Source organism: Planococcus daihaiensis (genome assembly GCF_049262615.1).
Lineage (GTDB): Bacteria > Bacillota > Bacilli > Bacillales_A > Planococcaceae > Planococcus.
This window is the reverse complement of sequence record NZ_CP175504.1, coordinates 1,313,350-1,333,896: the sequence shown is the minus strand read 5'-3', so window position 1 is coordinate 1,333,896 and position 20,547 is coordinate 1,313,350. Positions and strand designations below refer to the sequence as shown.

At 42.4% G+C, this 20,547-nt stretch carries 25 protein-coding genes; 21 read left to right on the top strand and 4 right to left on the bottom strand.

Going from position 1 to position 20,547, the window contains the following annotated elements:
* The 18 genes from DHX103_RS06275 (at nucleotide 1) to DHX103_RS06190 (ending at nucleotide 13,518) form a co-directional block, all read left to right on the top strand.
* Nucleotides 1–645 carry a bifunctional 4-hydroxy-2-oxoglutarate aldolase/2-dehydro-3-deoxy-phosphogluconate aldolase gene (locus DHX103_RS06275; RefSeq protein ID WP_422124419.1) on the top strand — a complete coding sequence of 215 codons (645 nt, stop codon included), beginning with the start codon at nucleotides 1–3 and terminating at the stop codon, nucleotides 643–645.
* A gap of 116 nt (nucleotides 646–761) precedes the next feature.
* Nucleotides 762–1,910, top strand: coding sequence for a galactonate dehydratase (dgoD, locus tag DHX103_RS06270; RefSeq protein ID WP_422124418.1), 1,149 nt, complete (start codon nucleotides 762–764; stop codon nucleotides 1,908–1,910).
* A gap of 358 nt (nucleotides 1,911–2,268) precedes the next feature.
* Nucleotides 2,269–3,264, top strand: coding sequence for a C-terminal binding protein (locus tag DHX103_RS06265; RefSeq protein ID WP_422124417.1), 996 nt, complete (start codon nucleotides 2,269–2,271; stop codon nucleotides 3,262–3,264).
* A gap of 19 nt (nucleotides 3,265–3,283) precedes the next feature.
* On the top strand, nucleotides 3,284–3,550 hold the full coding sequence (locus DHX103_RS06260) for an HPr family phosphocarrier protein (RefSeq protein ID WP_144838376.1): 267 nt from the start codon (nucleotides 3,284–3,286) through the stop codon (nucleotides 3,548–3,550).
* A 13-nt stretch (nucleotides 3,551–3,563) separates the two neighbouring features.
* Nucleotides 3,564–4,247, top strand: coding sequence for a ribose-5-phosphate isomerase RpiA (gene rpiA, locus DHX103_RS06255; protein WP_422124416.1), 684 nt, complete (start codon nucleotides 3,564–3,566; stop codon nucleotides 4,245–4,247).
* A 251-nt stretch (nucleotides 4,248–4,498) separates the two neighbouring features.
* Nucleotides 4,499–4,861, top strand: a complete 363-nt coding sequence (locus DHX103_RS06250) for a hypothetical protein (protein WP_101801539.1) — start codon at nucleotides 4,499–4,501, stop codon at nucleotides 4,859–4,861.
* Nucleotides 4,858–5,181: a NadS family protein gene (gene nadS, locus DHX103_RS06245; RefSeq protein WP_101801538.1), complete on the top strand. Its 324-nt coding sequence runs from the start codon at nucleotides 4,858–4,860 to the stop codon at nucleotides 5,179–5,181. The genes DHX103_RS06250 and nadS overlap by 4 nt, the downstream gene beginning before the upstream one ends.
* 316 nt (nucleotides 5,182–5,497) lie before the next feature.
* Complete coding sequence (locus tag DHX103_RS06240) at nucleotides 5,498–5,941, top strand: hypothetical protein (protein WP_422124415.1); 444 nt, start codon at nucleotides 5,498–5,500, stop codon at nucleotides 5,939–5,941.
* A gap of 63 nt (nucleotides 5,942–6,004) precedes the next feature.
* Entirely contained in the window at nucleotides 6,005–6,142 is a 138-nt protein-coding gene (locus tag DHX103_RS06235) for a hypothetical protein (RefSeq protein WP_422124414.1), read from the top strand.
* 28 nt (nucleotides 6,143–6,170) lie between these two features.
* Nucleotides 6,171–6,782, top strand: a complete 612-nt coding sequence (locus tag DHX103_RS06230; RefSeq protein WP_422124413.1) for an HAD family hydrolase — start codon at nucleotides 6,171–6,173, stop codon at nucleotides 6,780–6,782.
* Nucleotides 6,783–7,060: 278 nt separating this feature from the next.
* Complete coding sequence (locus tag DHX103_RS06225) at nucleotides 7,061–8,128, top strand: DUF1835 domain-containing protein (RefSeq protein WP_422124412.1); 1,068 nt, start codon at nucleotides 7,061–7,063, stop codon at nucleotides 8,126–8,128.
* A gap of 350 nt (nucleotides 8,129–8,478) precedes the next feature.
* Nucleotides 8,479–9,222, top strand: a complete 744-nt coding sequence (locus tag DHX103_RS06220) for a DUF5694 domain-containing protein (protein ID WP_422124411.1) — start codon at nucleotides 8,479–8,481, stop codon at nucleotides 9,220–9,222.
* Nucleotides 9,223–9,255: 33 nt separating this feature from the next.
* A complete protein-coding gene (locus tag DHX103_RS06215) occupies nucleotides 9,256–10,140 on the top strand; it encodes a GNAT family N-acetyltransferase (protein ID WP_422124410.1) in 885 nt (294 codons plus the stop codon).
* A 55-nt stretch (nucleotides 10,141–10,195) separates the two neighbouring features.
* Nucleotides 10,196–10,387: a hypothetical protein gene (locus tag DHX103_RS06210; protein WP_422124409.1), complete on the top strand. Its 192-nt coding sequence runs from the start codon at nucleotides 10,196–10,198 to the stop codon at nucleotides 10,385–10,387.
* A 169-nt stretch (nucleotides 10,388–10,556) separates the two neighbouring features.
* Nucleotides 10,557–11,390, top strand: coding sequence for an alpha/beta fold hydrolase (locus tag DHX103_RS06205; RefSeq protein WP_422124408.1), 834 nt, complete (start codon nucleotides 10,557–10,559; stop codon nucleotides 11,388–11,390).
* Nucleotides 11,391–11,425: 35 nt separating this feature from the next.
* Complete coding sequence (locus DHX103_RS06200; RefSeq protein ID WP_422124407.1) at nucleotides 11,426–11,938, top strand: AAA family ATPase; 513 nt, start codon at nucleotides 11,426–11,428, stop codon at nucleotides 11,936–11,938.
* Between the two features lie 74 nt (nucleotides 11,939–12,012).
* Nucleotides 12,013–12,792, top strand: coding sequence for a nucleotidyltransferase domain-containing protein (locus DHX103_RS06195; RefSeq protein ID WP_422124406.1), 780 nt, complete (start codon nucleotides 12,013–12,015; stop codon nucleotides 12,790–12,792).
* Between the two features lie 234 nt (nucleotides 12,793–13,026).
* A complete protein-coding gene (locus DHX103_RS06190; RefSeq protein WP_422124405.1) occupies nucleotides 13,027–13,518 on the top strand; it encodes an NUDIX hydrolase in 492 nt (163 codons plus the stop codon).
* Nucleotides 13,519–13,812: 294 nt separating this feature from the next.
* Here the strand turns inward: DHX103_RS06190 and DHX103_RS06185 are convergent, their stop codons facing one another.
* The 3 genes from DHX103_RS06185 to DHX103_RS06175 all read right to left on the bottom strand — a co-directional run bounded on the left by DHX103_RS06185 (nucleotide 13,813) and on the right by DHX103_RS06175 (nucleotide 15,601).
* Complete coding sequence (locus DHX103_RS06185) at nucleotides 13,813–13,965, bottom strand: hypothetical protein (protein ID WP_422124404.1); 153 nt, start codon at nucleotides 13,963–13,965, stop codon at nucleotides 13,813–13,815.
* A gap of 65 nt (nucleotides 13,966–14,030) precedes the next feature.
* Entirely contained in the window at nucleotides 14,031–14,306 is a 276-nt protein-coding gene (locus DHX103_RS06180) for a hypothetical protein (protein WP_422124403.1), read from the bottom strand.
* Nucleotides 14,307–14,719: 413 nt separating this feature from the next.
* Entirely contained in the window at nucleotides 14,720–15,601 is an 882-nt protein-coding gene (locus DHX103_RS06175) for a helix-turn-helix domain-containing protein (protein WP_422124402.1), read from the bottom strand.
* 145 nt (nucleotides 15,602–15,746) lie between these two features.
* Between DHX103_RS06175 and DHX103_RS06170 the strand changes: the two genes are divergently transcribed.
* The gene (locus DHX103_RS06170; RefSeq protein ID WP_422124401.1) at nucleotides 15,747–17,090 is read left to right on the top strand and encodes an amidohydrolase family protein; all 1,344 of its coding nucleotides are present in this window, start codon (nucleotides 15,747–15,749) and stop codon (nucleotides 17,088–17,090) included.
* Between the two features lie 509 nt (nucleotides 17,091–17,599).
* On the top strand, nucleotides 17,600–18,808 hold the full coding sequence (locus DHX103_RS06165; RefSeq protein ID WP_422124400.1) for an MFS transporter: 1,209 nt from the start codon (nucleotides 17,600–17,602) through the stop codon (nucleotides 18,806–18,808).
* Between the two features lie 228 nt (nucleotides 18,809–19,036).
* On the opposite strand, the gene DHX103_RS06160 is transcribed toward DHX103_RS06165, so the two are convergent.
* Nucleotides 19,037–19,480, bottom strand: a complete 444-nt coding sequence (locus DHX103_RS06160) for a plastocyanin/azurin family copper-binding protein (protein WP_422124399.1) — start codon at nucleotides 19,478–19,480, stop codon at nucleotides 19,037–19,039.
* Nucleotides 19,481–20,066: 586 nt separating this feature from the next.
* Here DHX103_RS06160 and DHX103_RS06155 point away from each other — a divergent pair.
* Nucleotides 20,067–20,513, top strand: coding sequence for a hypothetical protein (locus DHX103_RS06155; RefSeq protein WP_422124398.1), 447 nt, complete (start codon nucleotides 20,067–20,069; stop codon nucleotides 20,511–20,513).
* Nucleotides 20,514–20,547 lie beyond the last annotated feature (34 nt).

Below are 20,547 nucleotides of genomic sequence, written 5' to 3'. Positions count from 1 at the left end.
ATGAAAAAATGGGAAAACCTTATTCGCCTGAAAGAATCGGGGCTCATCGCAGTCATCCGTAAACCCAAACAATCACAGATTCACCACATCGCGGAAGCGCTTGTCGAAGGCGGCACCGGTGCCCTTGAAATTACGTTAGACACTCCAAACGCACTGGGCATGATCCGTGAACTGAAAGAAAAATTCGGGGACCGTGTTCTTGTCGGCGCGGGTACTGTACTCGATGCCCCATCCGCAAGGCTGGCGATCGATGCCGGTTCAGACTTTATTTTCTGCCCGAGCTTCGATATCGAAACGATCCAGATGGCCAATCGCTACGGGCGCATTTCCATTCCGGGCGTCATGACACCAACAGAAATCGTCAATGCTTATTCTGCAGGTGCCGATCTGTTGAAAATCTTCCCGGGTGCTGCACTTGGGGAAGCTTATATCAAAGATCTGCAAGGCCCATTAAGCCACATCCCGATGATGCCAACGGGCGGTGTGACGCTCGACAACGTTGAAACGTTCATCAAGAACGGTGCCGTAGCAGTCGGCGCTGGCGGCTCTCTTGTCGACAGCAAAGCAATCGCGGAAGAACGCTATGAAGTGTTGACCGACCTGTCCCGCCAATTCATCGCAAAAATCAAAAATGCAAGAAGCTAAAAACGCTTATTCAAGCGTTTTTTTGGCATTATATCAATTAAGCTGACGTAACGTTAGTCTGTAAAAACTTGCGATTACCATACCGAATTATTAAAAAGAAACGAGGGGTTTTATTTATGAAAATCACTAAACTGGAAACATTTATCGTTCCGCCGAGATGGCTGTTTTTGAAAATCGAAACGGACGAAGGCATTGTCGGCTGGGGAGAACCGGTTGTTGAAGGCCGCGCTGCTACAGTGGAAGCCGCCGTCCATGAACTGGGCGATTACCTGATCGGCAAAGATCCACGACGCATCGAAGATTTGTGGCAAATGATGTACCGCTCCGGCTTTTACCGTGGAGGCCCGATTTTGATGAGTGCCATCGCCGGGATTGACCAGGCGCTGTGGGATATCAAAGGGAAATACCACAATGCACCGATTTCAGAATTGATGGGCGGAGCAGTCCGCGATTCAGTCCGCGTCTACTCGTGGATTGGCGGCGACCGTCCGAACGACGTCGGCACTGCAGCAAAAGAGGCGGTTGCGGCCGGGTTCAGCGCAGTGAAAATGAACGGTACGGAAGAGTTGCAATACATCGATTCATACGAAAAAGTCGATCAGGCGGTTGAACGCATCGCGGCAGTTCGCGAAGCGGTCGGCAAGTACATCGGCATCGGCATCGATTTCCACGGCCGTGTACATAAACCGATGGCGAAAATCCTTGTCAAAGAACTCGAGCAATTCCGCCCGATGTTCATCGAAGAGCCGGTCCTGCCGGAAAACAATGAAGCGCTGCGTGAAATCGCACATATTACCAACATTCCGATCGCAACGGGTGAGCGCATGTTCTCCAAATGGGATTTCAAAAAGATCCTGTCGGATGGCTATGTTGATATCATCCAGCCCGATCTGTCGCATGCCGGCGGAATCACGGAGTGCAAGAAAATCTTTGCGATGGCGGAAGCTTACGATGTAGCGGTTGCGCCGCATTGCCCGCTTGGCCCGATTGCGCTGGCGTCTTGCCTGCAGGTCGATGCTACGTCGCATAACGTCTTTATCCAGGAACAGAGCCTCGGCATTCATTACAACCAGGGCAGTGATCTGCTGGATTACCTGAACGACAAAACGGTTTTCGAATACAAAGACGGCTATGTCGACATGCTGCAAAACGCAGGTCTCGGTATTTCCATCAATGAAGACTTCGTCCGCGAACAGGCGAAAATCGGCCATAACTGGAAAAACCCGGTATGGCGCCATAAAGACGGCTCGATTGCTGAGTGGTAAATAGAACAACTTATTTAAGTTGTTAGCATTTGCAAATCGCTTCGGCGCTTAGGACAAAGCTCTCGCAATAAGCCGAGAAAACCACTCGTCTTATTGCTTCGTCGGCATTCGCCTGCTCCATAGGCGCGCCGGCGCTAAGAAAACTCACTAAAGATATGGAGCAAAACAGCGAAGACGCCCAAGGGAACAGAAACGGAGTTGGCTTTCCAACTCCGTTTCGAGCGAAGTGCTGAGATCTACTCGGGCGAAGTGCAACGAGACCGAGTTAGCTCAGCGCAAGCCCCCAGGCAAGCGAGCTGTTTTGCGGAATATCGGGTACTTAAGTTTTTTATTTGTATACCTAAAAGGAGAGAACCCCATGAGCCCATTCAAAGTGGTCGTTACCGACTATGAATACAGCACATTTGCGCCGGAAGAAGCCGTTCTCGATAAACTCGGCATCAAACTCACTTTCGAGCAATGCAAAACGGAAGAGGATGTCATCGCCGCGTGCAAAGATGCCGATGCATTGATCAACCAATACGCGCCGATCACGCGCAACGTCATCGAACAGCTCGATAACTGCAAAGTCATTTCCCGCTACGGCGTCGGTTTCAACACGATTGATGTGGATGCCGCGACGGAAAAGGGCATCATCGTCGGCAATGTCACGGATTATTGCCTCGATGAAGTATCCAACCATGCGATGGCGTTATTGCTGTCGCTGGCGCGCAAAGTGACGCTCTTGAATGACGCGGTGAAAAATGGCAATTGGGACTTTAAAGTCGCTGTGCCGATTTATCGTCTTCAAGGCAAAACGCTCGGACTTGTCGGCTTCGGCAATATCCCGCAGACGGTGGCGAGAAAAGCGAAGGCATTCGATTTGAATGTCATCGCCTACGATCCGTTTGTGGCACCGGAAGTGGCTGCTGCACAAGGAGTCCAACTGGTGACGCTCGACGAACTTTGCGAACGTTCGGATTATCTTTCTGTCCATGTGCCGCTAAATGCGCATACGGAAGGGATGATAAGCCGCAAGGAATTCGCTATGATGAAGAAAGAAGCATTTATCATCAACACAGCCCGCGGGCCGATTATCGATGAGCAGGCATTGATCGAAGCGCTGCAGGCAGGAGAAATTGCCGGCGCCGGGCTTGATGTTTTGGAAACCGAGCCGATTGCCGCGGACAACCCGCTGCTCGCGATGAACAATGTCATTCTGAACCCGCACTCCGCGTTTTATTCCGTGGAAGCTGAAACGGAACTGAAGCGCAAGACAGCGGAAAATGTGGCTGATGTGCTATCCGGCTATTACCCGACCTATCTGGTCAATAGAGCCGTCAAAGACAAAGTGGATTTGAAAGAAAAGCTGTAAAAATTGAGGAGGAATTTTCATGGAGAAAAGCGTATCGAAAGACATTACCGTCAATATTTCGGATAAGACGACCATCGTCGAAGTCAGTAAAGCGACACAGAAATACAAGTCGGAGATTTACCTGAAAAAATCAGTCAACGGCACGCCATATGAAATCAACCTGAAAAGTTTCCTCGGGCTGATCACGCTGCAATTACGCAACGGCGACCAATTGAACATCCGCACAATCGGTGAAGATGCAGAAGAAGCGATGGCAGATGTCGTTTCCTATTTAAGCCAGGCATAAGGAGGCGTTTCCAGTGGCAGAAAATCAGGATCTATACAAAAAAGCAGCTGCTGAACAGGCAGTTGAATATGTTGAAGACGGCATGGTGCTCGGGCTTGGTTCCGGCACAACCGTCTACTGGCTGCTGAAGCGCCTCGGTGAACTTGTTGATCAGGGCCTCAACATCAAAGGCATTCCGTCGTCACTGCGGACCGAAGGCTGGGCGAAGGAGTTCGGCATCCCGCTGACCGATTTCTCCCAAGTCGAAATGCTCGATCTGGCGATTGACGGAGCGGATGAAATCGATCCGAATTTCCAGCTGACCAAAGGCGGCGGCGGTTCACTCGTTCGCGAGAAGCTCGTCAACGCCCACGCGAAGCAGGTCATCATCATCGCCGACCAATCGAAAATGGTCGACCGCCTCGGCAATTTCCCATTGCCGGTCGAGGTGCTGCAGTTTGCGTGGCAGCGCACGGCGGATAAGATTGCGGCGCTCGGTGCCACACCGGTCCTGCGGGAGCGGGACGGGGAAGTGTTCGTGTCGAACAACGGCAATTACATCCTCGACTGCGCTTTCGGGTCCATCGAAGATCCACGCGCGCTCCACAACGAGCTCAAGCTCTTGCTCGGCGTCGTGGAAACCGGTCTGTTTATCGACATGACGGATAAAGTGATTCTTGCGGGGCCTGAAGGGGCTCGGGTGATCAATAAAAAATAAGGTAGATCTCATTTCGAATCTATTTGTACGATATTAGAACGCTCGTAACTGTCTGAGGACAGTTGCGGGCGTTCTATTTCTATTTTGCGGGGAACCATTAATATAAAAATAGGGTAATATTATGGAAAATAAAAGAGGATTCATATTAAGGTGGTTCTTCATAACTTATTTAAATGGTTTTGGCAGTTAATTGAATAACCCTATTGAATAGGGTATACTAAATACATAAGTCATTATTATAAGAGGTATCTATGAAACGGACATTTGTATACGTAGAAAATTTTGATCAAAAGTGGAAGCAGCAGGGCCTTGGTGCAGCTGAGCAGCGTGAGTTGGAACTACAATTGCTGATGGATCCAAGTCAAGGTGCGGTAATCGCTGGTACGGGCGGACTCCGGAAGATGCGGTTTTCTCCTGAAAGTGATAACCAAGGAAAAAGTGGCGCTTACCGAATTATCTACTTGGATATTCAGACTTCCTCCCATACGATTTTGCTCCTGATTTATGCGAAAAATCAGCAAGAAACGTTGAAGCCAGATCAAAAGAAGATACTGAAACAATTCGTAGATCAGCTGAAGAGCTTGTATACTTCCGAAAGGATGGATGGACAATGAACGAGAATCAATTTTTCGATGAACTGAAAACCAGTTTAGGCCAAGCTGTTGAATATGCGGAGGGCAACCGAGCAAAAGCCAGAACCAAGACCGTGGCGATTAAGGAATTGGCCACTTTTTCTGCACAAGACATCAAAAGTCTGCGTTTGCAGATGAATTTAACGCAGAAGTCATTTGCAGCTCTTATTGGGGTCTCTGTCAAAACGATCGAATCGTGGGAACACGGCACCAACCAACCAAGTGGTGCAGCCCGTAGACTATTGGAAATTTTGAGCAATCAACCGCACGTAGCAGAAGAGCAGCAAATCGTCTCTGTTTGATAATAGAACGCCCGCAACTGTCTGAGGACAGTTGCGGGCGTTTTTTAAATTGTCTGCGACCCCTTATTGTAAAAAGCTAATATGGAAAAGAGGGGTTCCCATTAACCCCAAATTCAATTATCCGTTCATCTATTTGAAGATAGAAGACAATTTCGTTTTGGTTTATCGAATCCAAACGGTGGAGTCTGCAGAAGACTTCGCGTCGTTTATACATACAGATTAACTCATGTTTATAAGTTATTTATTAATTTACATTTTCCGGTATTTTTCATGTAGACTTGGAATAGACAGTTTATTCGTAAAAGGGGTGTTTAGAATGCAGGTAATTAAATGGTCGCCGATTCTGATGTTGCTTTTTTGTTCGGCCTGTTCGTCGGTCGTCATTGAAGAAGCGGAAAATGTGCGGATGGATTATTGGGAAAAGGAAGATGCGGAAGAGCTGATTGAACAAGAATATATGGATGCCAGCAATGGACTCGATATTTTTGTAGACGCAGTCAATTCTGCTGAGGAATTGGAAGAAGGCAATATCATTGCAACAAGGCCGGTACTCTCAATGGAGTTCATGATGGAAAATGAAGAAAATCGAACTTACCATTTATGGATAACGGAAGATGGAGAAGGCTACCTGCAAAGTTTGCATCCGCATAAAAATACCACGCTCCGGATGGACGAAAAATCCGCTCAGGAAGTAAAAGATTTTATTGCAGCGAAAGACGATGTGGAAATGGTGCAGGGAGAAATCGAGTTTGAGCAGTGATGCTGATGCGCAGGGGAATATAGTTACATATTTATTTAAACAGATAGAACCAGGAGGCGGAGAATGGACTTCATTATCGGATTTATACTAGTTGGCATAGTTTGGATTTCTTCAAGCACGATTGAAAAGAAACTGGACTCGATCGGAGTACAGAATAACCGGATGATTGAAATTTTAGAGGAAATAAGAGATAAAGAGTAAGAGATGACGCGCGTTTAGGAGGGGTTTTTTGGACAGCATCATTTTTGATTTGGATGGTACTATCTGGGATCCGGTTGATACTGTTCTCGCTGCCTGGAACAGTATTTTAAAGAAACATGAAATAGCCGAGTTAAGCAGAAAAGACTTGGAAAAAACGATGGGTTTACAGATGGATGAGATAAGCCGCCAACTTTTTCCGGACATGAATGATGCGCAACGGCAGAAATTGATCGCAGAATGTACCCAGTTAGAGAATGCATCTCTGGAAAAACAAGGGGGGAGGCTTTACGGCGATGCAGACAGGGTTTTTAAGGAGCTTTTCAAAAAATATAAACTGTATATCGTCAGTAATTGCCAGGACGGTTATATAGAAGCATTTTATAAATATCATAATCTGGAGAAGTATATAGAGGATTATGAAAATCCGGGGAGAACCGGGCTTTCAAAAGGGGAAAATATTAACCTGGTCATCAAAAGAAATCACTTATCTGCACCGGTGTATATAGGAGATACAGAAGGTGATTTGAAAGCCGCCAGATTTGCCGGGATCCCTTTCGTATATGCGAAATACGGTTTTGGCCAAGTGAGTGGATTTGAAAAAGCAGTGGACAGTTTCGAAGACCTGTTAACAATATTTTAAAACCTTCCCCGTTTTTTGCAGCCTGATATTTATTGATCTATAAAAGCTGTCCTGTTGAAAACGTTCAACAGGACAGCTTTTATATTAAGCAGGAAGTTCAAAGCTCTTCCATTCTCTTTTCCATCACATCGGCCATGGCTCCTCTCAAGATATTCCCCTAACAAACACTCATCATAAAAACGGTATATGGTGATATTATGGAAAAGAAAAGAGGGGTTCCCATTAACACCAGAGTCAATTATCCATTTATTTATTTTCTAATAGAAGAGAATATCGTTTTGGTTTATCGAATCCAAACGGAGGAGTATGTATCGGGCGCGGATTTAATCGAGAGCGGCAATATGGAGACTTATGATGTGGGGTCTGCAAAAGACTTTGCGTCGTTTATTCATACTGAAAGAACACCGGTTGAAGGCAGAAGCCTGTTTATGAATCATCGTGATTTGGACAAGGTGGCTGGTGAAGTAAACGAACACATTCAAAGGATCCGTCAGAAAACAAAATCTGAAAATCAGGCGGGCATATTCCATCTTGTTACTTCGGAATCTGCAGCCGGTTCGTTACGAGCAGGACTGGCGCGCCAGAAAACTGTAATAGGTTTTCCGGACGCCTTTTCGATCGGTCCCTTGTGGAAGCTGCCTGAACAAGCGGGTCTCGACTTCCGCAGCGAATGGCTGTTTGACAATATTAATTTTGACGAGGAGGCTTCGGAATTCGAGCGTAAATTCAAGAATGCATTGCTCCAGATTGACGATATAGCGCCTGATGTTCCTGTCTATATCTGGTTTGGCAATAATGCGGAAGAACAAACAGGTCTGCGTTTTTATCTTTGGTTGTTGCGGGATAAGCCCAATGAGACTTTCCTGATGAATACAACGGAACTTTATGAAAAATACATAGCTGCAGACGGCGGATCCGCTTATTTCCACACAGGGATGCTGGATTCAAAAATCTTGAAGCAGTTCTTTGGCAATGAACAAAAGATCCCTCCGCTAAGCGCAGAAAAAAGAATTTCCTTCCATGAAGAATGGACTGCCCTTTCGGAAACGAAGGATGTGCTGCGCATTTGGAGAAATGGGCAAATCCAAGCGGTACCGGAAGATCATTACGACTCACTCATCATAGAAAAACTCGAGGAGCGGCATCAAAAACAGGCAAACAAAGATTTCATCCTGACTGCCCAACTCATCGGGGAAATCGTGGCCGAACGGGATGAGTTTGTGGATTACTTCTATTTGGAATACCGGATTCGGGAGTTGCTGTATAACGGAACGCTGGAGATAAAAGGCGTGCCTAAATCCATGAGGCATTACAGGATTAAGATTCGGAGTGAATCGAAAAAATAGGAGGAAATAAAAATGAGTAAAACAGTTAAATTCATGTTGATTTTTATTTCCGGGATTATTGTGTACTTTATGATTACGACGTTAGTGGCACCGTGATTGCGCACATATAACTTCTAAAATTCAAATACGAAGGAAGAGGAGGAGCTGTTCAAATCGAACCTGCTCTCCTTTTTTGTTTGGAGAAATATTTTTGGAAAAGCGCGTATTCACCCCAGGCAATTCAATACAGACTGTTTATAATTTTTTAAATTATTGGTAAAATGTTGAAGTAATGAAATCGAAGAGATGGACAGAAACTCCATTTTTCGTAATTCCCGCTAAAGAAAATAGATTTTTCAGGGAGGCTGTTTATGATCAAACCCACTATATTAGTTCTTGGAACCCATCATTTTTCTGGAGAAGACAACGGTGATTTATTTAGGCCCGAACAAGAAAATATGCTATCGAAAGAAAGGCAGGGCGAGATTCAGGAAGTCATTGACTGCCTAAAGAATTTCAAGCCCACCAAAGTTGCCTTGGAGGTAGTAGAAAAAAGTGAAGGAATACTTAATGATGAATATATTTCTTACATAAATGAAAACTATACATTAGGCGTAAATGAATGCGATCAAATAGGATACCGCCTGGCAAAGCAATGCAATCTGGAACAAGTCCATGCAGTGGATTGGAACGAGAACCAGGAAGATGTTCCGGAAATGTCGGATTTGAGTAGATTAGAAAATGGAGAACAATACGAAGCGGCCAAGCAAATCGGGCAGGACATGATGTCTCAAATGGAGGCGTCTTTACAAAACAATACGTATAAAGATTTTCTGCTGTGGCTGAATGATTCAGAGCAGGTTGCAAGAGGCCATGAACTTTATATGAAGATGGCTTTGGCAGGAGGCAATGACAATCCGGTGGGGGTATTGTGGACGGCGAAGTATTGGTATTTCCGCAATATGCTCATTTATAAAAACCTGGTGAATTTAATCGATTCAGGCGAGGAGCGGATTTTTGTTTTATACGGCTCTGGCCACCTTCATTTACTCTTACAATTTCTAAAAGAAAGCAAATTGTTTGAGGTGAAAGTTGCCAGTGATTATTTAAGCTGAAATTAATTATCCAACTAAAAAGAGGCGATTGAGATGGACGTGAAATTTATTTCACCCAAAGATTTAAAAGAACTCTCTATTTATCTTGAAGAAATGAACTCGCAGAATCGAAGTCATATCGGATTTTGTGGAGAGCAGAACGAAGAGATATATGATACTTTAACGAACGATTTTTCTGATTTGAAAATAGAGGAGTCGTTTGTCGTTGCCTATGACCACTCCAAAATTATGGGTGCCATTGGTTTGGATTTTGATGTGGATAATGGAGAAGCAGATGTATGGGGACCCTTTGTTACAGACGAAAATCTGCATACAGCACAAGCCTTATGGAATGAAGCCCTCCTTAAAATTCCTCAAGAGATAGAGTCATGTTCTTTCTTTATCAATAAAGAAAATGCATGTGCGAAAAAGTTTGTTACACAAATCAATGCGCAGTATTCAGGCGCGGATACAGTACTAAATATAACAAAAAGCACATTTACCGACGAAGCCATCCTTGCTTCGACAAAAATAGACGAAAAATATTACGGTTCTTTCGCGGGCCTGCATGAAGGGGCCTTTCCCAAAACATATTTCAATGCGGATACCATATTAAATAGAGTAGACGAACATAATAATTTATTGGTGATAGCGGAAGATGAATCAAAGATCAAAGGCTATGTTTACATAGAAGCTAATCCTGAGCATAGTGAAGGGAATATTGAGTATATTGCTGTATCTGAGGATCAGCGGGGGCAAGGGTTAGGGAAAATGCTTTTAAAAGATGCGTTGAAAAAGCTTTTCTCCTATTCAAGTATTGAGGAAGTAACCATATGCGTTTCCTGCGAAAATGCAGCGGCAATAAATTTATACAAATCCGTCGGGTTCAACGAAAAGTATGTTTTGGATAGTTATAATTTAACGCTAAATAATAAGTGAACGGCCGGAGGAGATTCAGAGCGAATGAAAAACTGAAAAAGAAGGAGTGTGTCCAATGTCCGAATTAGAAACAGGAAAATGGCTGGGGATTTTGTCGGCGATTTTGCTTATTGTGAGCATTTATTTTACTTTTACCTTTTTTGAGTATCTGAAAAGTGACGAGAAACGTCTGCAAAAACAAAGTAAAATTGCTGCGCTTGTCTGTGTTGCAGCTGCTTTGTTGATTCCAGCTTTTTATAATCTTTAGATTTACCATGAAATGAAAAGCTCGGCGGGCAAAAAGTGGATACTAAAACAAGAGAAATCTCCGGCAAACAGTTAAGGGAAGTGGCCTATGGATGGGAAAATATTGAAATCTTGGCATGATGTCTTTGATTTAAACGATAATAAAAGGTCTTCAGAAAGCAGGGATTAAAATGTGGAAGGAAAGCATCGTCGAAACAGATAGAGGAAACTTTGAAGTGTTTGAAAAAGGGGAGGGGCCGCCTTTAGCCATTAGCCATCTGTACAGTGAATTCAACCAGAACGGCAATTCGGTGGCAGCGCCATTTACATCCGATTATCAAGTCTTTTTGATTAATCTGCGCGGAGCGGGGCAGTCTGTTGGCGCAAGCACACCAGACGAATTTAGCATGGATGAATCCGTGGAAGACTTGGAAGCTATCCGAAAAGCACTCGGATATGAAAAGTGGGCTTTTGCCGGACATTCCACAGGCGGCATGCTGGCTCTGAAATACGCCATTAACAGCCAGGCATCGCTGACCAAAATAATCGCGGGCGGTGCGGCCGCAAGTTACGAATACGGTAAGGATAAAGACAGTATTTATTGCAGGAAGAATCCTCATAACACCCGGATTATTGAAATCATGGACTTACTGAATGACCCGTCGACGCCTCTTGAAGTTCGACAAAAGGCCGGATATGAATGGGCTTTGATGTCCTACCGATCCGAAGACAAGTTGAAAGAATCCATGAAAAAACCGAACAGCGGCAAGGTAGTCGGTCCGCGTTTGGATTATTTCATTAAAAGTGAATATCCAAGCTACGACCTCAGAGAACAATTGAAGGAAATTCAGATTCCAAGTTATATCTATTCCGGAAAATACGACGCACAATGCCCTTTGCGTTTCGGAGAGGAAATTGCCGATTTGATTCCAGGTGCACAATTGACCGTTTTTGAAGAAAGCAATCACAATCCTTTTTCAGAAGAGGAAAGCAAGTTCGAAGAATTTGTTCGAGGAACGCTTTGAATAAAGAGTTATGGCTTATTTAAAGAGGTGGCAAGGTGGAAAGATCAATTCCGAAAAGAATACATATTATCGGTTCGGTAGGGAGCGGAAAAACCACCCTGGCCAAGAAGCTCTCTGCCCAGTGGCACATTCCCTGCTACGAGTTGGATAACATTGTCCGGGAAAGGCTTGAAACTGGAGACGTTATGCGGACTCAAGAAAAACGGGACGCCTATCTGGCCGACATCATTCGCACGGACAGCTGGATTGTAGAAGGAGTTCATCATAAATGGGTCTTGCCCTCCTTTCAGAAGGCTGACGTTATTGTATTCTTGGATATTGACATAGCAACAAGGCGGCGCCGAATCATTAAAAGGTATTTCAGGCAGAAAACAGGTCTGGAAAAGGCAAACTATAACCCTACGTTAGAGATTCTTAAAAGGCTCTACAATTACAATACTGTTTTTGAGTATGAACGGAAGCCGAAAATTCTGGAGATGTTGAGGCCCTGTGAGAGTAAGCTGGTCATTTTGAAAAGTGATGCTGAGATACTGGATTACTTTAAGTGAATGAGGTTTGTGATAAAGGAAAATCCGACATATTGATGTAATGCTTAAAAGCCGAAACGGGTGGAGGGGTAGAGATGTTGCAGCAAGAAATAGCGGTAGAAAAGATATGCTCCAGCCTAAAAGAAAATCAACTGGTTAAAGCTATTTTCTTAAAAGGATCGATGGGAAGAGATGAGCATGATGAGTTTTCCGATATCGATCTTTATTGCTTAGTAGAACAAAAAGACGAAGAGACCTTCTTAGAAGAACGCCTGGAACACCTGAAAGCTTATCGTGATATTATTTTTTATGATGATATACACATTATTGCACCGCAAATCATAGCGGTGTTTGATAACTTACTGCACATCGATTTATTTACTGTTACAAAAGAGTCTTTTACTCAAAAAGATTATTTTAAAAGCTTGCACGATCCCAATAACTTATTAGATGAATTTGTTGAAACGCAAAGTCTGGAAATTAGTGAAAGTGAACTTAACGATGATATAACGGATGTTGCCTGGTTCCTGTTTCAATACAATAAGGCGGTAGAGCGGGGAAATGACATCTGGGCTGTAAGAATGTTAACCAATGTGATGCAGCATTTGGGAAAAGTGTTACTATTCAAGTATTCTCCAAACCGTGCACAACTGGGATTAAAAACGCTCCATCGTTCTTTGCCGAATGCTGTTTTAAATGAAGTGGAGGGCATTTTCGAACAAATTACTCCAATGCATCATCAAAAAGCTTCCAAGAAAATCCGTCAATTGGTTTCTTCGGAATTGGATTGGATTCTTTCACATGCGAGCGAACGTTCACGCATTGAAGTCCTTCTAAAAGAGGCGATTAAATGCCGGTATCGGGATGAGAATTAGCTGCTAATTCAATTCGCAGATCAAACTGGCTTGGTTGCGTGAATAAGTAAAATGATGAACGATCTTACATAAACATTCTTCGCTGGCATCTATTAAAGAACCAAGCGGCTTACATATAAGCGCTTGGTTCTCTTTTTATAAGTTATATTGTCTGTAAATGAAAATTATATAAAATGAATTATGTTATTGGATAGTGAAATCCTGCAAATTTTGAAGTCTAAGGAGAATCAATAAATGACCGTTTCGTATGTAAAATGGGGAGAAGCAACAGTCAAGCTATCATGGGAAAGGAGCGAAGCCCTTCCTGATCAACGGTTAATCACCAGCGTGCATGGATTTTGTTTTTATGGGAATCAATTGCTCTTGGTCGATTTGAAACAGCGAGGATGGGATTTTCCTGGGGGACATATTGAAGAGGGAGAAACTCCCGAAGCGTGTTTTCAAAGAGAAGCTATGGAAGAGGGATATGTTTCAGGGAGCTGCGAACTGTTAGGTTTTATTGTAGTGGACCATACTGAAAATCAGTTTTGGGAGGAACAAGGAAAGTACCCCAAGATTGGTTATCAGGTTTTCTACAGAATGGACATCGAGAAATTGCATCCCTTTGAAGCGGAGCATGAATCCGCGAGGAGGATTTTAGTTCCAATCCGTGAAGTTTCGGATAATTATCATGATTGGAGTGACCTCTATCAGGATATTTTGTTTGCAGCGGTTGATTTGAAATGAGTCGAATAACGACCACGGTTGTCATGAAATACTGAAGAGCCCTCCAAAAATGGAGGGCTCTTCAGGTTGCTTTGAAATGGATTTTTACTTCGGATGCTGCAAATTAGGCGAACGCCGGATTAATTTTCTGAGCGCCGGAATATCTCGTTGAACGCCGGATTAACTTCCTGAGCACCGAATAACCGCAACACGTAGAACTCATGATGAGAAAAGGCGGCTTAAAATGCGTGAACTAGCCCTTGCTTGATGGATATTCTTTTAAAATTAAAGATTTAGAAGACATTTAGACATGTTTTAATAGAAGTAATGCGTTATCTTTTCAATTATAAATACAATTCCATATATTAGTCCTGTAACAATGAGTGCACCAGCGAAATAATAACCAATAAGCTTAAATACATCAACAACTCCACCTAGCAAATCATCAAGAAGTCTTAACATGCCCATAGGATCACTCCTTTTTCTGGTAACTGCAAATAATATTTTCTTTGCCTGGGTACCGATTTTAACTTTTACTCTCCCTCAACTTGATGGGCTTTTTTTCGCTTTATATTAAAATACGTCAAAATTCCTAAACAGAGGTACATAAACAAAATCGAATAGCCAAGGGCTACGGAGAAGTCAAACACGACGGACAAAGTATAAGCACCGGATAGCAAAATAACGGTTAAGAAGATATACCCGTTTCTCGCATTTCTTACAAATATGGAAGATAAGATACCGAAAGCTAAGCTAACAGTTATTAAATGTACAACAAAGAGCATTGATCCAACCATAAAATCAGTCATTCTATTCCTCCTAAGTATTGTGGTGCAGGATGCTTTCTGATTTCACTCCGTTTTTTTACTTTTTGAAAGTCTGATTGAAATAAAATAGAGAACAAATGCAGAGCCGCTTGCAAACATTATTAAAGTGGTAAGGGAATCGGGATCCTCTGCAAAAAAGAGCGTATATGTTAGAAACAGAAAAATAATTAAACCTAAAATCATTATAGCAAATTCCATATTCTTCATCCTTGCTCTTAGCCCAGTTAAGATCGTTTCCAGTTGCAGAACTATTTAGTTTCTATTGAAACTCTCTCATTATATACTTCGGTTTAAAAAATCATATACCAAGAGATGAGGCTTTGCATTAATCATGTTCTCTAATATTGAAGAGAAAATTATTTTCTGGAGAATATAAAGCATACATAGGTTTTCAATTAGGCAGTATACTTCAAAATCAAATCTAAATACGTTCTAAGCCCGAATGCTATATTGGGTGCATCCAATTTTTCGAGAATGCTGAGTGAAGACTCGGCCTGTTCAATGCCTTCTTCGCGATTTCCTGTTTTGATTTGGTATATCCCTTCAATGAACAATAGATAACTTTTGGTAAACAGGTCCTGTTCCTTAATCCCCATGCTCACTAAATAGGATTTAAAGGTTTCGTAATGCTGTATATAGGAATGAGTAAACTGACCGCCGATCAAATAGATTAAGGTGTTCATCAATATACTGACGATGGCTTTGTGATTTTTGGGAAGCTCTTTAAAGCGATGACTTTTAACATAAGCAGTTTTTGAAAGTGTAATCACGAGTTGGGGCGGTAAAAGCAAAATTGTTGAATTGTATAATCTCAGTTCGTAATATCCCCATACCTCAACTTTAAAAAAGTATTGGCATAAAAAATCAAACTCTTCCTTTCCTACTTTGATCTCCTGGTCTTGAAGGATGCTTTCAAATACTTCCAGCATCGCCAAGTTGCAGCGGGCTGTCTCAAGTCCGAGCTCTTCCCATTTTTGCTTCTCAGCCACTTTCAATTCGTTTAGCGCACTGAGGTCACGTGAATGGTAAGCGTCGTCAGCCGAATTAAAGAAAACTTCAAAAGCGTCTTGGATGTATTGGTTATGGACAAAGAAAAATTCCTCAAAAGAAAGAGATAATTTTCCCAGCATCTTATGAAAATGGGAAAGAGAGATTTCTGACTCGCCGCGTTCAAATTTCGATAAAAAAGAAACGGATACTATTCCTTTCGCAAGCTCAGCAATCGTATAGCCCTTTTGCTTTCGAAACTGCCTAAGGGTTCCTCCATATGGCTCCATAAAATTACCCTCCTGTCTGGATACAAGTCCTTTCTATAAATATACAGTCAACAACCTTGTGTTTTCCACTATATGAAAATTATGGTTTCATTTTTACTGGCTTCTATATGATGGAATTAATACGGATAGAAGGGAATGATGAAGCATGACAAAGCAATATCTGTTAAAAAATGTTCAAATAATCGATGTGGCAACAGGGTCGGTAGACAAAGGTTCAATCGAGATAAAGGACGGGCTGATTCAACAAATTTATAAAGGAGCGGATGAAATTCCGAATCATATTGAAGAAATAGACCTCGAAGGAAAGTATATTCTCCCCGGTTTGATTGATATGCATTGCCATATATTAGATGGGTTTGCTCCGCAGTTTGTTGCTTCTGGCGTAACGACTATAAGAAATACGGCAGGAAATGTTCTTCAATTAAAGAGTTTGATTGAGGCTCCTTCCGATGCGCCGACTCCGCGAATCTATTCGGCAGACCGCATGATTGACGGCCCGCCCGGCTTGTGGGGACCTGATAGCTTCGGCAATTTTAATGCGCATACACCTGATGCGGCCCTAAATGAAGTGAAGCGCCAAATAGCTGCCGGTGCGGATTTCATTAAAGTATATGGGTGGCTGAAGGAAGAGGAAATGGCAGCAGTGGTGGAAGAAGCTGCTTTACATAACATCGAAGTGAGCTGCGATTTACTGCATTCATTTGAGGTCAATGCGCTCGATGCAGCAAAAATGGGGGTCACATGGTTCGAACATGCGTCGGGCTTTTTGCAGACGCTCTATCCGAAATGGAGTACGCAAGCGGATCCCGAAGAATGGGATAAAATAAACTGGACAGAGCCGGATGAGGATGCCATAAAAAAATTATGCACAGAGATGATCCGATACAAAGTGAAGCTGTGCCCGACCTTGGTGCTCAGTGATCAAGTTATGCAATATCCTGATTATTGGAATCCTGAAAACAGGATTTCTGAAAGCGTATCAGGAGAATTCCATTTAAATAAACAGTGGGAGAACATGGCTGGATACCAGGATGGATTGAAAAAACAGCTGGGACAGATTCTGGCATTTACGAAAAAAGTAAGCAAAATCTATTTCGACATGGGCGGAACGGTCGTAACCGGAACAGATACACCGGCAGGCGTATATACTTATCCTGGAATGGCTTTGCACAGGGAGTTGGAGCTATTCGTCGAAAACGGCTTTTCCGAAATGGAAACATTGCAGGCAGCGACCATAAAAGCGGCCCAATCGATCGGGCTGGAGGACAGGGGAGTCATTGAAAAAGGGAAGCTGGCTGACTTGCTCGTCTTAACCGAAAATCCGCTTGAGGATATCAAAAACACTAAAGCGATCGAGCTGGTCATCAAAGGTGGGAAAGTGTATACACAAGATGAAGTCTTGGAGCACGTGCCGAATCCCACAGAAGCTATGGAGCGGTATGAAAGTTTTGAACTGGAATTTGAGGAAATGATGAGCATTCGGAAATAATAGAATGGGGAAAATAGAGGAAGAAGCGCAGTATTGCGATTCTTCTTTTTCTTTTGTTTGCAGAGGAGATTGTCTATTCAAGTTTGTTTCTATCTGCAAAGGTTGTGTTTTAAAACTTCCTAGCTTTCTTACTAGGTTCTGATAACATTTAAAGAAATAGCATCAACTGTAAAATGGAGAGAAAAAGGGACACTAATATCCACAAGTATTTAACCTCATTTGACCTTAATGAACCAGTTTACTCAAAGGCCATTTTGCTCCTATAATGTTGATCATTATCTCGGATGGCGGGAGAACCGCTTACTGTATTGATAAGTGAGTAAAAGACATGCCATTCTCAATGCCTTTCGCGGGTAGGAGTCTTGATGAAATAGAAATATGCGGGTCCACCTTTGAACAACAATCAGAATAGAAGATTATAGGAATCGGCAATACTTATGATAAGCTATTGCCGATTTTTATTAGCGTACCTCTTAAAATTACCTATATTTAAAAATAGGGGGGTTACAATGATTCGAGGTTCTTGGAGAGCATTATTTTGGATTGGATTAGCAGAGTTATTTGCACTGAGTTTATGGTTCAGTGCATCTGTTATTGCCCCGGAACTAAGTAGAAATTGGAACCTTAGTGCTAATTTAGAAGCTTGGCTGACTGCTTCTGTTCCGATTGGTTTTGTAATAGGTGCATTGGTCATTTCGTATTTAGGAATTGCAGACCGATATAATTCCAGAAAAATCTTTGCACTTTCTGCAGTAGCAGGAGCAATTTTAAATGCCTTACTTATAGTGGTTGATCATGCTTCTTTGGGTATCTTACTAAGAATACTGACGGGTTTAGCTCTTGCTGGTGTTTATCCCATAGCTGTAAAGATGCTATCTCAATGGTTTCCGACAAAGCGAGGGTTAGCTATGGGTATCTTAATAGCCGCATTAACCTTAGGATCGTCTTTGGCACATTTCATTATCATATTTTTTTCTGCATTAAATTGGGAGTTAGTGCTGATGACCAGCTCCTCCCTAGCCTTACTGGCTGCGATCATTGTCCAAGTGGTATTAAAGGATGCTCCAAAAACATCAAAAAAACCGGAACCTTTCTCGTTTAAATTAATAAAAAAAGTAATAACGAACAAACCCGTCATGCTTGTGGCCTACGGCTATTTTGGGCATATGTGGGAACTGTATGCGATGTGGACCTGGCTTCCTGTTTTTCTGGCTGCCAGCTTCACCAGTTATTCACCAGAGACTTCTTTTCAATTCATTGCCTTGGCCTCCTTTGTTTCAATAGGAGTTGCAGGAGGCATTGGATGTGTAATAGGCGGAGTAATCTCAGATAAAATTGGAAGATCCAATCTAGCGATTATTTCTATGTTTATAAGTGCAATCTGTTGTTTGGTCATCGGGTTTACATTTGGTCAGTTTATTTGGTTAACGTTAATACTTTCTATCATTTGGGGGATGTCTGTTATTTCAGACTCTGCCCAATTTTCGGCAGCGGCTTCCGAGGAAGCAGAAGCTGAATACGTCGGGACAGCCCTTACTTTTCAAATGTGCATCGGTTTCCTGATAACCATATTTTCGATAAATCTTATACCTATGATGCAAAGAATTATTGGGTGGGAATGGGTCTTTTCATTATTAGCGATAGGACCTGCTTTGGGTATTTTTTCTATGATGAAATATAAGCGGTATGAATTTAATGAGCGCAGAAAGATGGAGTGAAAAATTGTCATTGGATGGAATCGCTTTTTTGAACCCATACAGAAAACACCTCCAGTTTGTCGGTTATACTACATACGACGCTGGGGGTGCTTGTTCCTTGTCTCATTTTATTGGGTCACTCTAAATTAGCGACGCAGCTCTTTCTGTATAGCTAAAAAGAATTTCCAAGCTTCTTTCATCGCTTCTACACCTTCTTCAATTTCTTCGAAAAAAGCGTGAACAGCTTGCTTATTTAAACGCGACATTATGTTGGACCTCGTCCTGATTGGTCCACACTATAGTTGTTCCGGGGGCGACAGTAATCGTTTCTTCACCAAATTCAAGATCGGCAATAGTCACTGCGACTTCATCCGTTAGTTCTGCACCTTCCTCTACCAGGACAGTCATTACCATGTTCGGATGCGGCTCGCAAAAGATAGAGAACTCTCCTGTCTCATTAAACACGAAACTGGTAGATTCACCATTTGAGAATAACTCAGAAGCAGCACCGCTAACGGCCTCAGGTGCACTGTCTTCCACAGAACCTTCTTCAGCTTCTTCTTCTTCAGCAGGACTTTCCTGCTCCGTCACTTCTGGTTCAGGATCTTCATTGGATCCCGTTTGTTCTTCTCCACATGCTGCGAGTGACAAAACTCCCGCAGCGAGTATTAACCCGAATTTTTTGTTGATCATTATTTTCACCTCCGTTTCTTGTTCTTTCTTTTAAAACGTGAGAAGAATTGACTTAGATTACTTTTCCGAATATGTTGATATTGTATTATTTATGGGGTCTAAGATCGGAAAGCTCCAATACCCTTTCCACCAAGGGTCACTGTAATATTTTGCAATCTCATTGCCCCTCATCTTCTTTCTTTATTGACTATGTATAACTTTATAAAGCTAAAGTCGCCTCTTATTTGAGTTTAGTGTAATTTATAATAACCCAAAATGGAAACAATAAATTCTGATAAAATTTGATTCAATAACTCCCTGCAAGAATGGGGGAGTATAGATTAATTTTAAATCGGCACTTTTTCAGCTTTCAATATTTTTAACATCAGGATGAAACTCAGTGTTGAGTTTCTTCTTTTTCTTTTGTTGCAGAGATATGCATTTGCGAAGACTTTATTAGCTGGGAAGCTTAATATTAAACACCCCTATAATGTTTGAACATTCCGATTTTTTATGGTGATAAATGGGGATTATTGGTATATTTATAGAGGGTAAAATACTTCGTACTAAATCGTTGTGTATAAAAATTTCCGAGGGGGAGATTTAGGTGAGTAAAACAGTGAAAATAATTTGCAGTGTGATTATTGCGGGTCTAATTTTTTTAGGCGGTGTTTTTGCCGGTACTGTAAGCAACGCCGAAGTGACGAAGGAAATAAAAATTGGTTATCAGAATGATGGGAATCCGGATCGGGTGGATTACCACAAGGTTTATACGGATTCAGAAAACCCGTTAATCATGGATAACTTTCTGATGATTTATTTGAACTGGGAGAAAGTAGATAACGTGAATGTAGATCTGGAAAGTCCAGATTTATATATTGAATTAAACAATCCGAAAGATTCGGTTGGCTTAATTGATTCGAAATTGTGGTTCGACAATGATGTGGCAATTATTGGACGCCGTGTTGGGGAAAGTTGGGACCAGGTTATTTTTTATGAAATTGATGAAAGTGATGCCGAGTATATAAAGAAAACGATTGAGTACGAGGGATAATTACTGGATAAGGGCGAGGGGGTTGAAGAGGTTG

Coding starts and splice junctions, on each gene's coding strand:
- DHX103_RS06275 (WP_422124419.1), top strand. CDS start 1: ATGAAAAAATGGGAAAACCTTATTCGCCTGAAAGAATCGGGGCTCATC.
- dgoD (WP_422124418.1), top strand. CDS start 762: ATGAAAATCACTAAACTGGAAACATTTATCGTTCCGCCGAGATGGCTG.
- DHX103_RS06265 (WP_422124417.1), top strand. CDS start 2,269: ATGAGCCCATTCAAAGTGGTCGTTACCGACTATGAATACAGCACATTT.
- DHX103_RS06260 (WP_144838376.1), top strand. CDS start 3,284: ATGGAGAAAAGCGTATCGAAAGACATTACCGTCAATATTTCGGATAAG.
- DHX103_RS06250 (WP_101801539.1), top strand. CDS start 4,499: ATGAAACGGACATTTGTATACGTAGAAAATTTTGATCAAAAGTGGAAG.
- nadS (WP_101801538.1), top strand. CDS start 4,858: ATGAACGAGAATCAATTTTTCGATGAACTGAAAACCAGTTTAGGCCAA.
- DHX103_RS06240 (WP_422124415.1), top strand. CDS start 5,498: ATGCAGGTAATTAAATGGTCGCCGATTCTGATGTTGCTTTTTTGTTCG.
- DHX103_RS06235 (WP_422124414.1), top strand. CDS start 6,005: ATGGACTTCATTATCGGATTTATACTAGTTGGCATAGTTTGGATTTCT.
- DHX103_RS06220 (WP_422124411.1), top strand. CDS start 8,479: ATGATCAAACCCACTATATTAGTTCTTGGAACCCATCATTTTTCTGGA.
- DHX103_RS06215 (WP_422124410.1), top strand. CDS start 9,256: ATGGACGTGAAATTTATTTCACCCAAAGATTTAAAAGAACTCTCTATT.
- DHX103_RS06210 (WP_422124409.1), top strand. CDS start 10,196: ATGTCCGAATTAGAAACAGGAAAATGGCTGGGGATTTTGTCGGCGATT.
- DHX103_RS06205 (WP_422124408.1), top strand. CDS start 10,557: ATGTGGAAGGAAAGCATCGTCGAAACAGATAGAGGAAACTTTGAAGTG.
- DHX103_RS06195 (WP_422124406.1), top strand. CDS start 12,013: ATGTTGCAGCAAGAAATAGCGGTAGAAAAGATATGCTCCAGCCTAAAA.
- DHX103_RS06190 (WP_422124405.1), top strand. CDS start 13,027: ATGACCGTTTCGTATGTAAAATGGGGAGAAGCAACAGTCAAGCTATCA.
- DHX103_RS06185 (WP_422124404.1), bottom strand. CDS start 13,965: ATGGGCATGTTAAGACTTCTTGATGATTTGCTAGGTGGAGTTGTTGAT.
- DHX103_RS06180 (WP_422124403.1), bottom strand. CDS start 14,306: ATGACTGATTTTATGGTTGGATCAATGCTCTTTGTTGTACATTTAATA.
- DHX103_RS06175 (WP_422124402.1), bottom strand. CDS start 15,601: ATGGAGCCATATGGAGGAACCCTTAGGCAGTTTCGAAAGCAAAAGGGC.
- DHX103_RS06170 (WP_422124401.1), top strand. CDS start 15,747: ATGACAAAGCAATATCTGTTAAAAAATGTTCAAATAATCGATGTGGCA.
- DHX103_RS06165 (WP_422124400.1), top strand. CDS start 17,600: ATGATTCGAGGTTCTTGGAGAGCATTATTTTGGATTGGATTAGCAGAG.
- DHX103_RS06160 (WP_422124399.1), bottom strand. CDS start 19,480: ATGATCAACAAAAAATTCGGGTTAATACTCGCTGCGGGAGTTTTGTCA.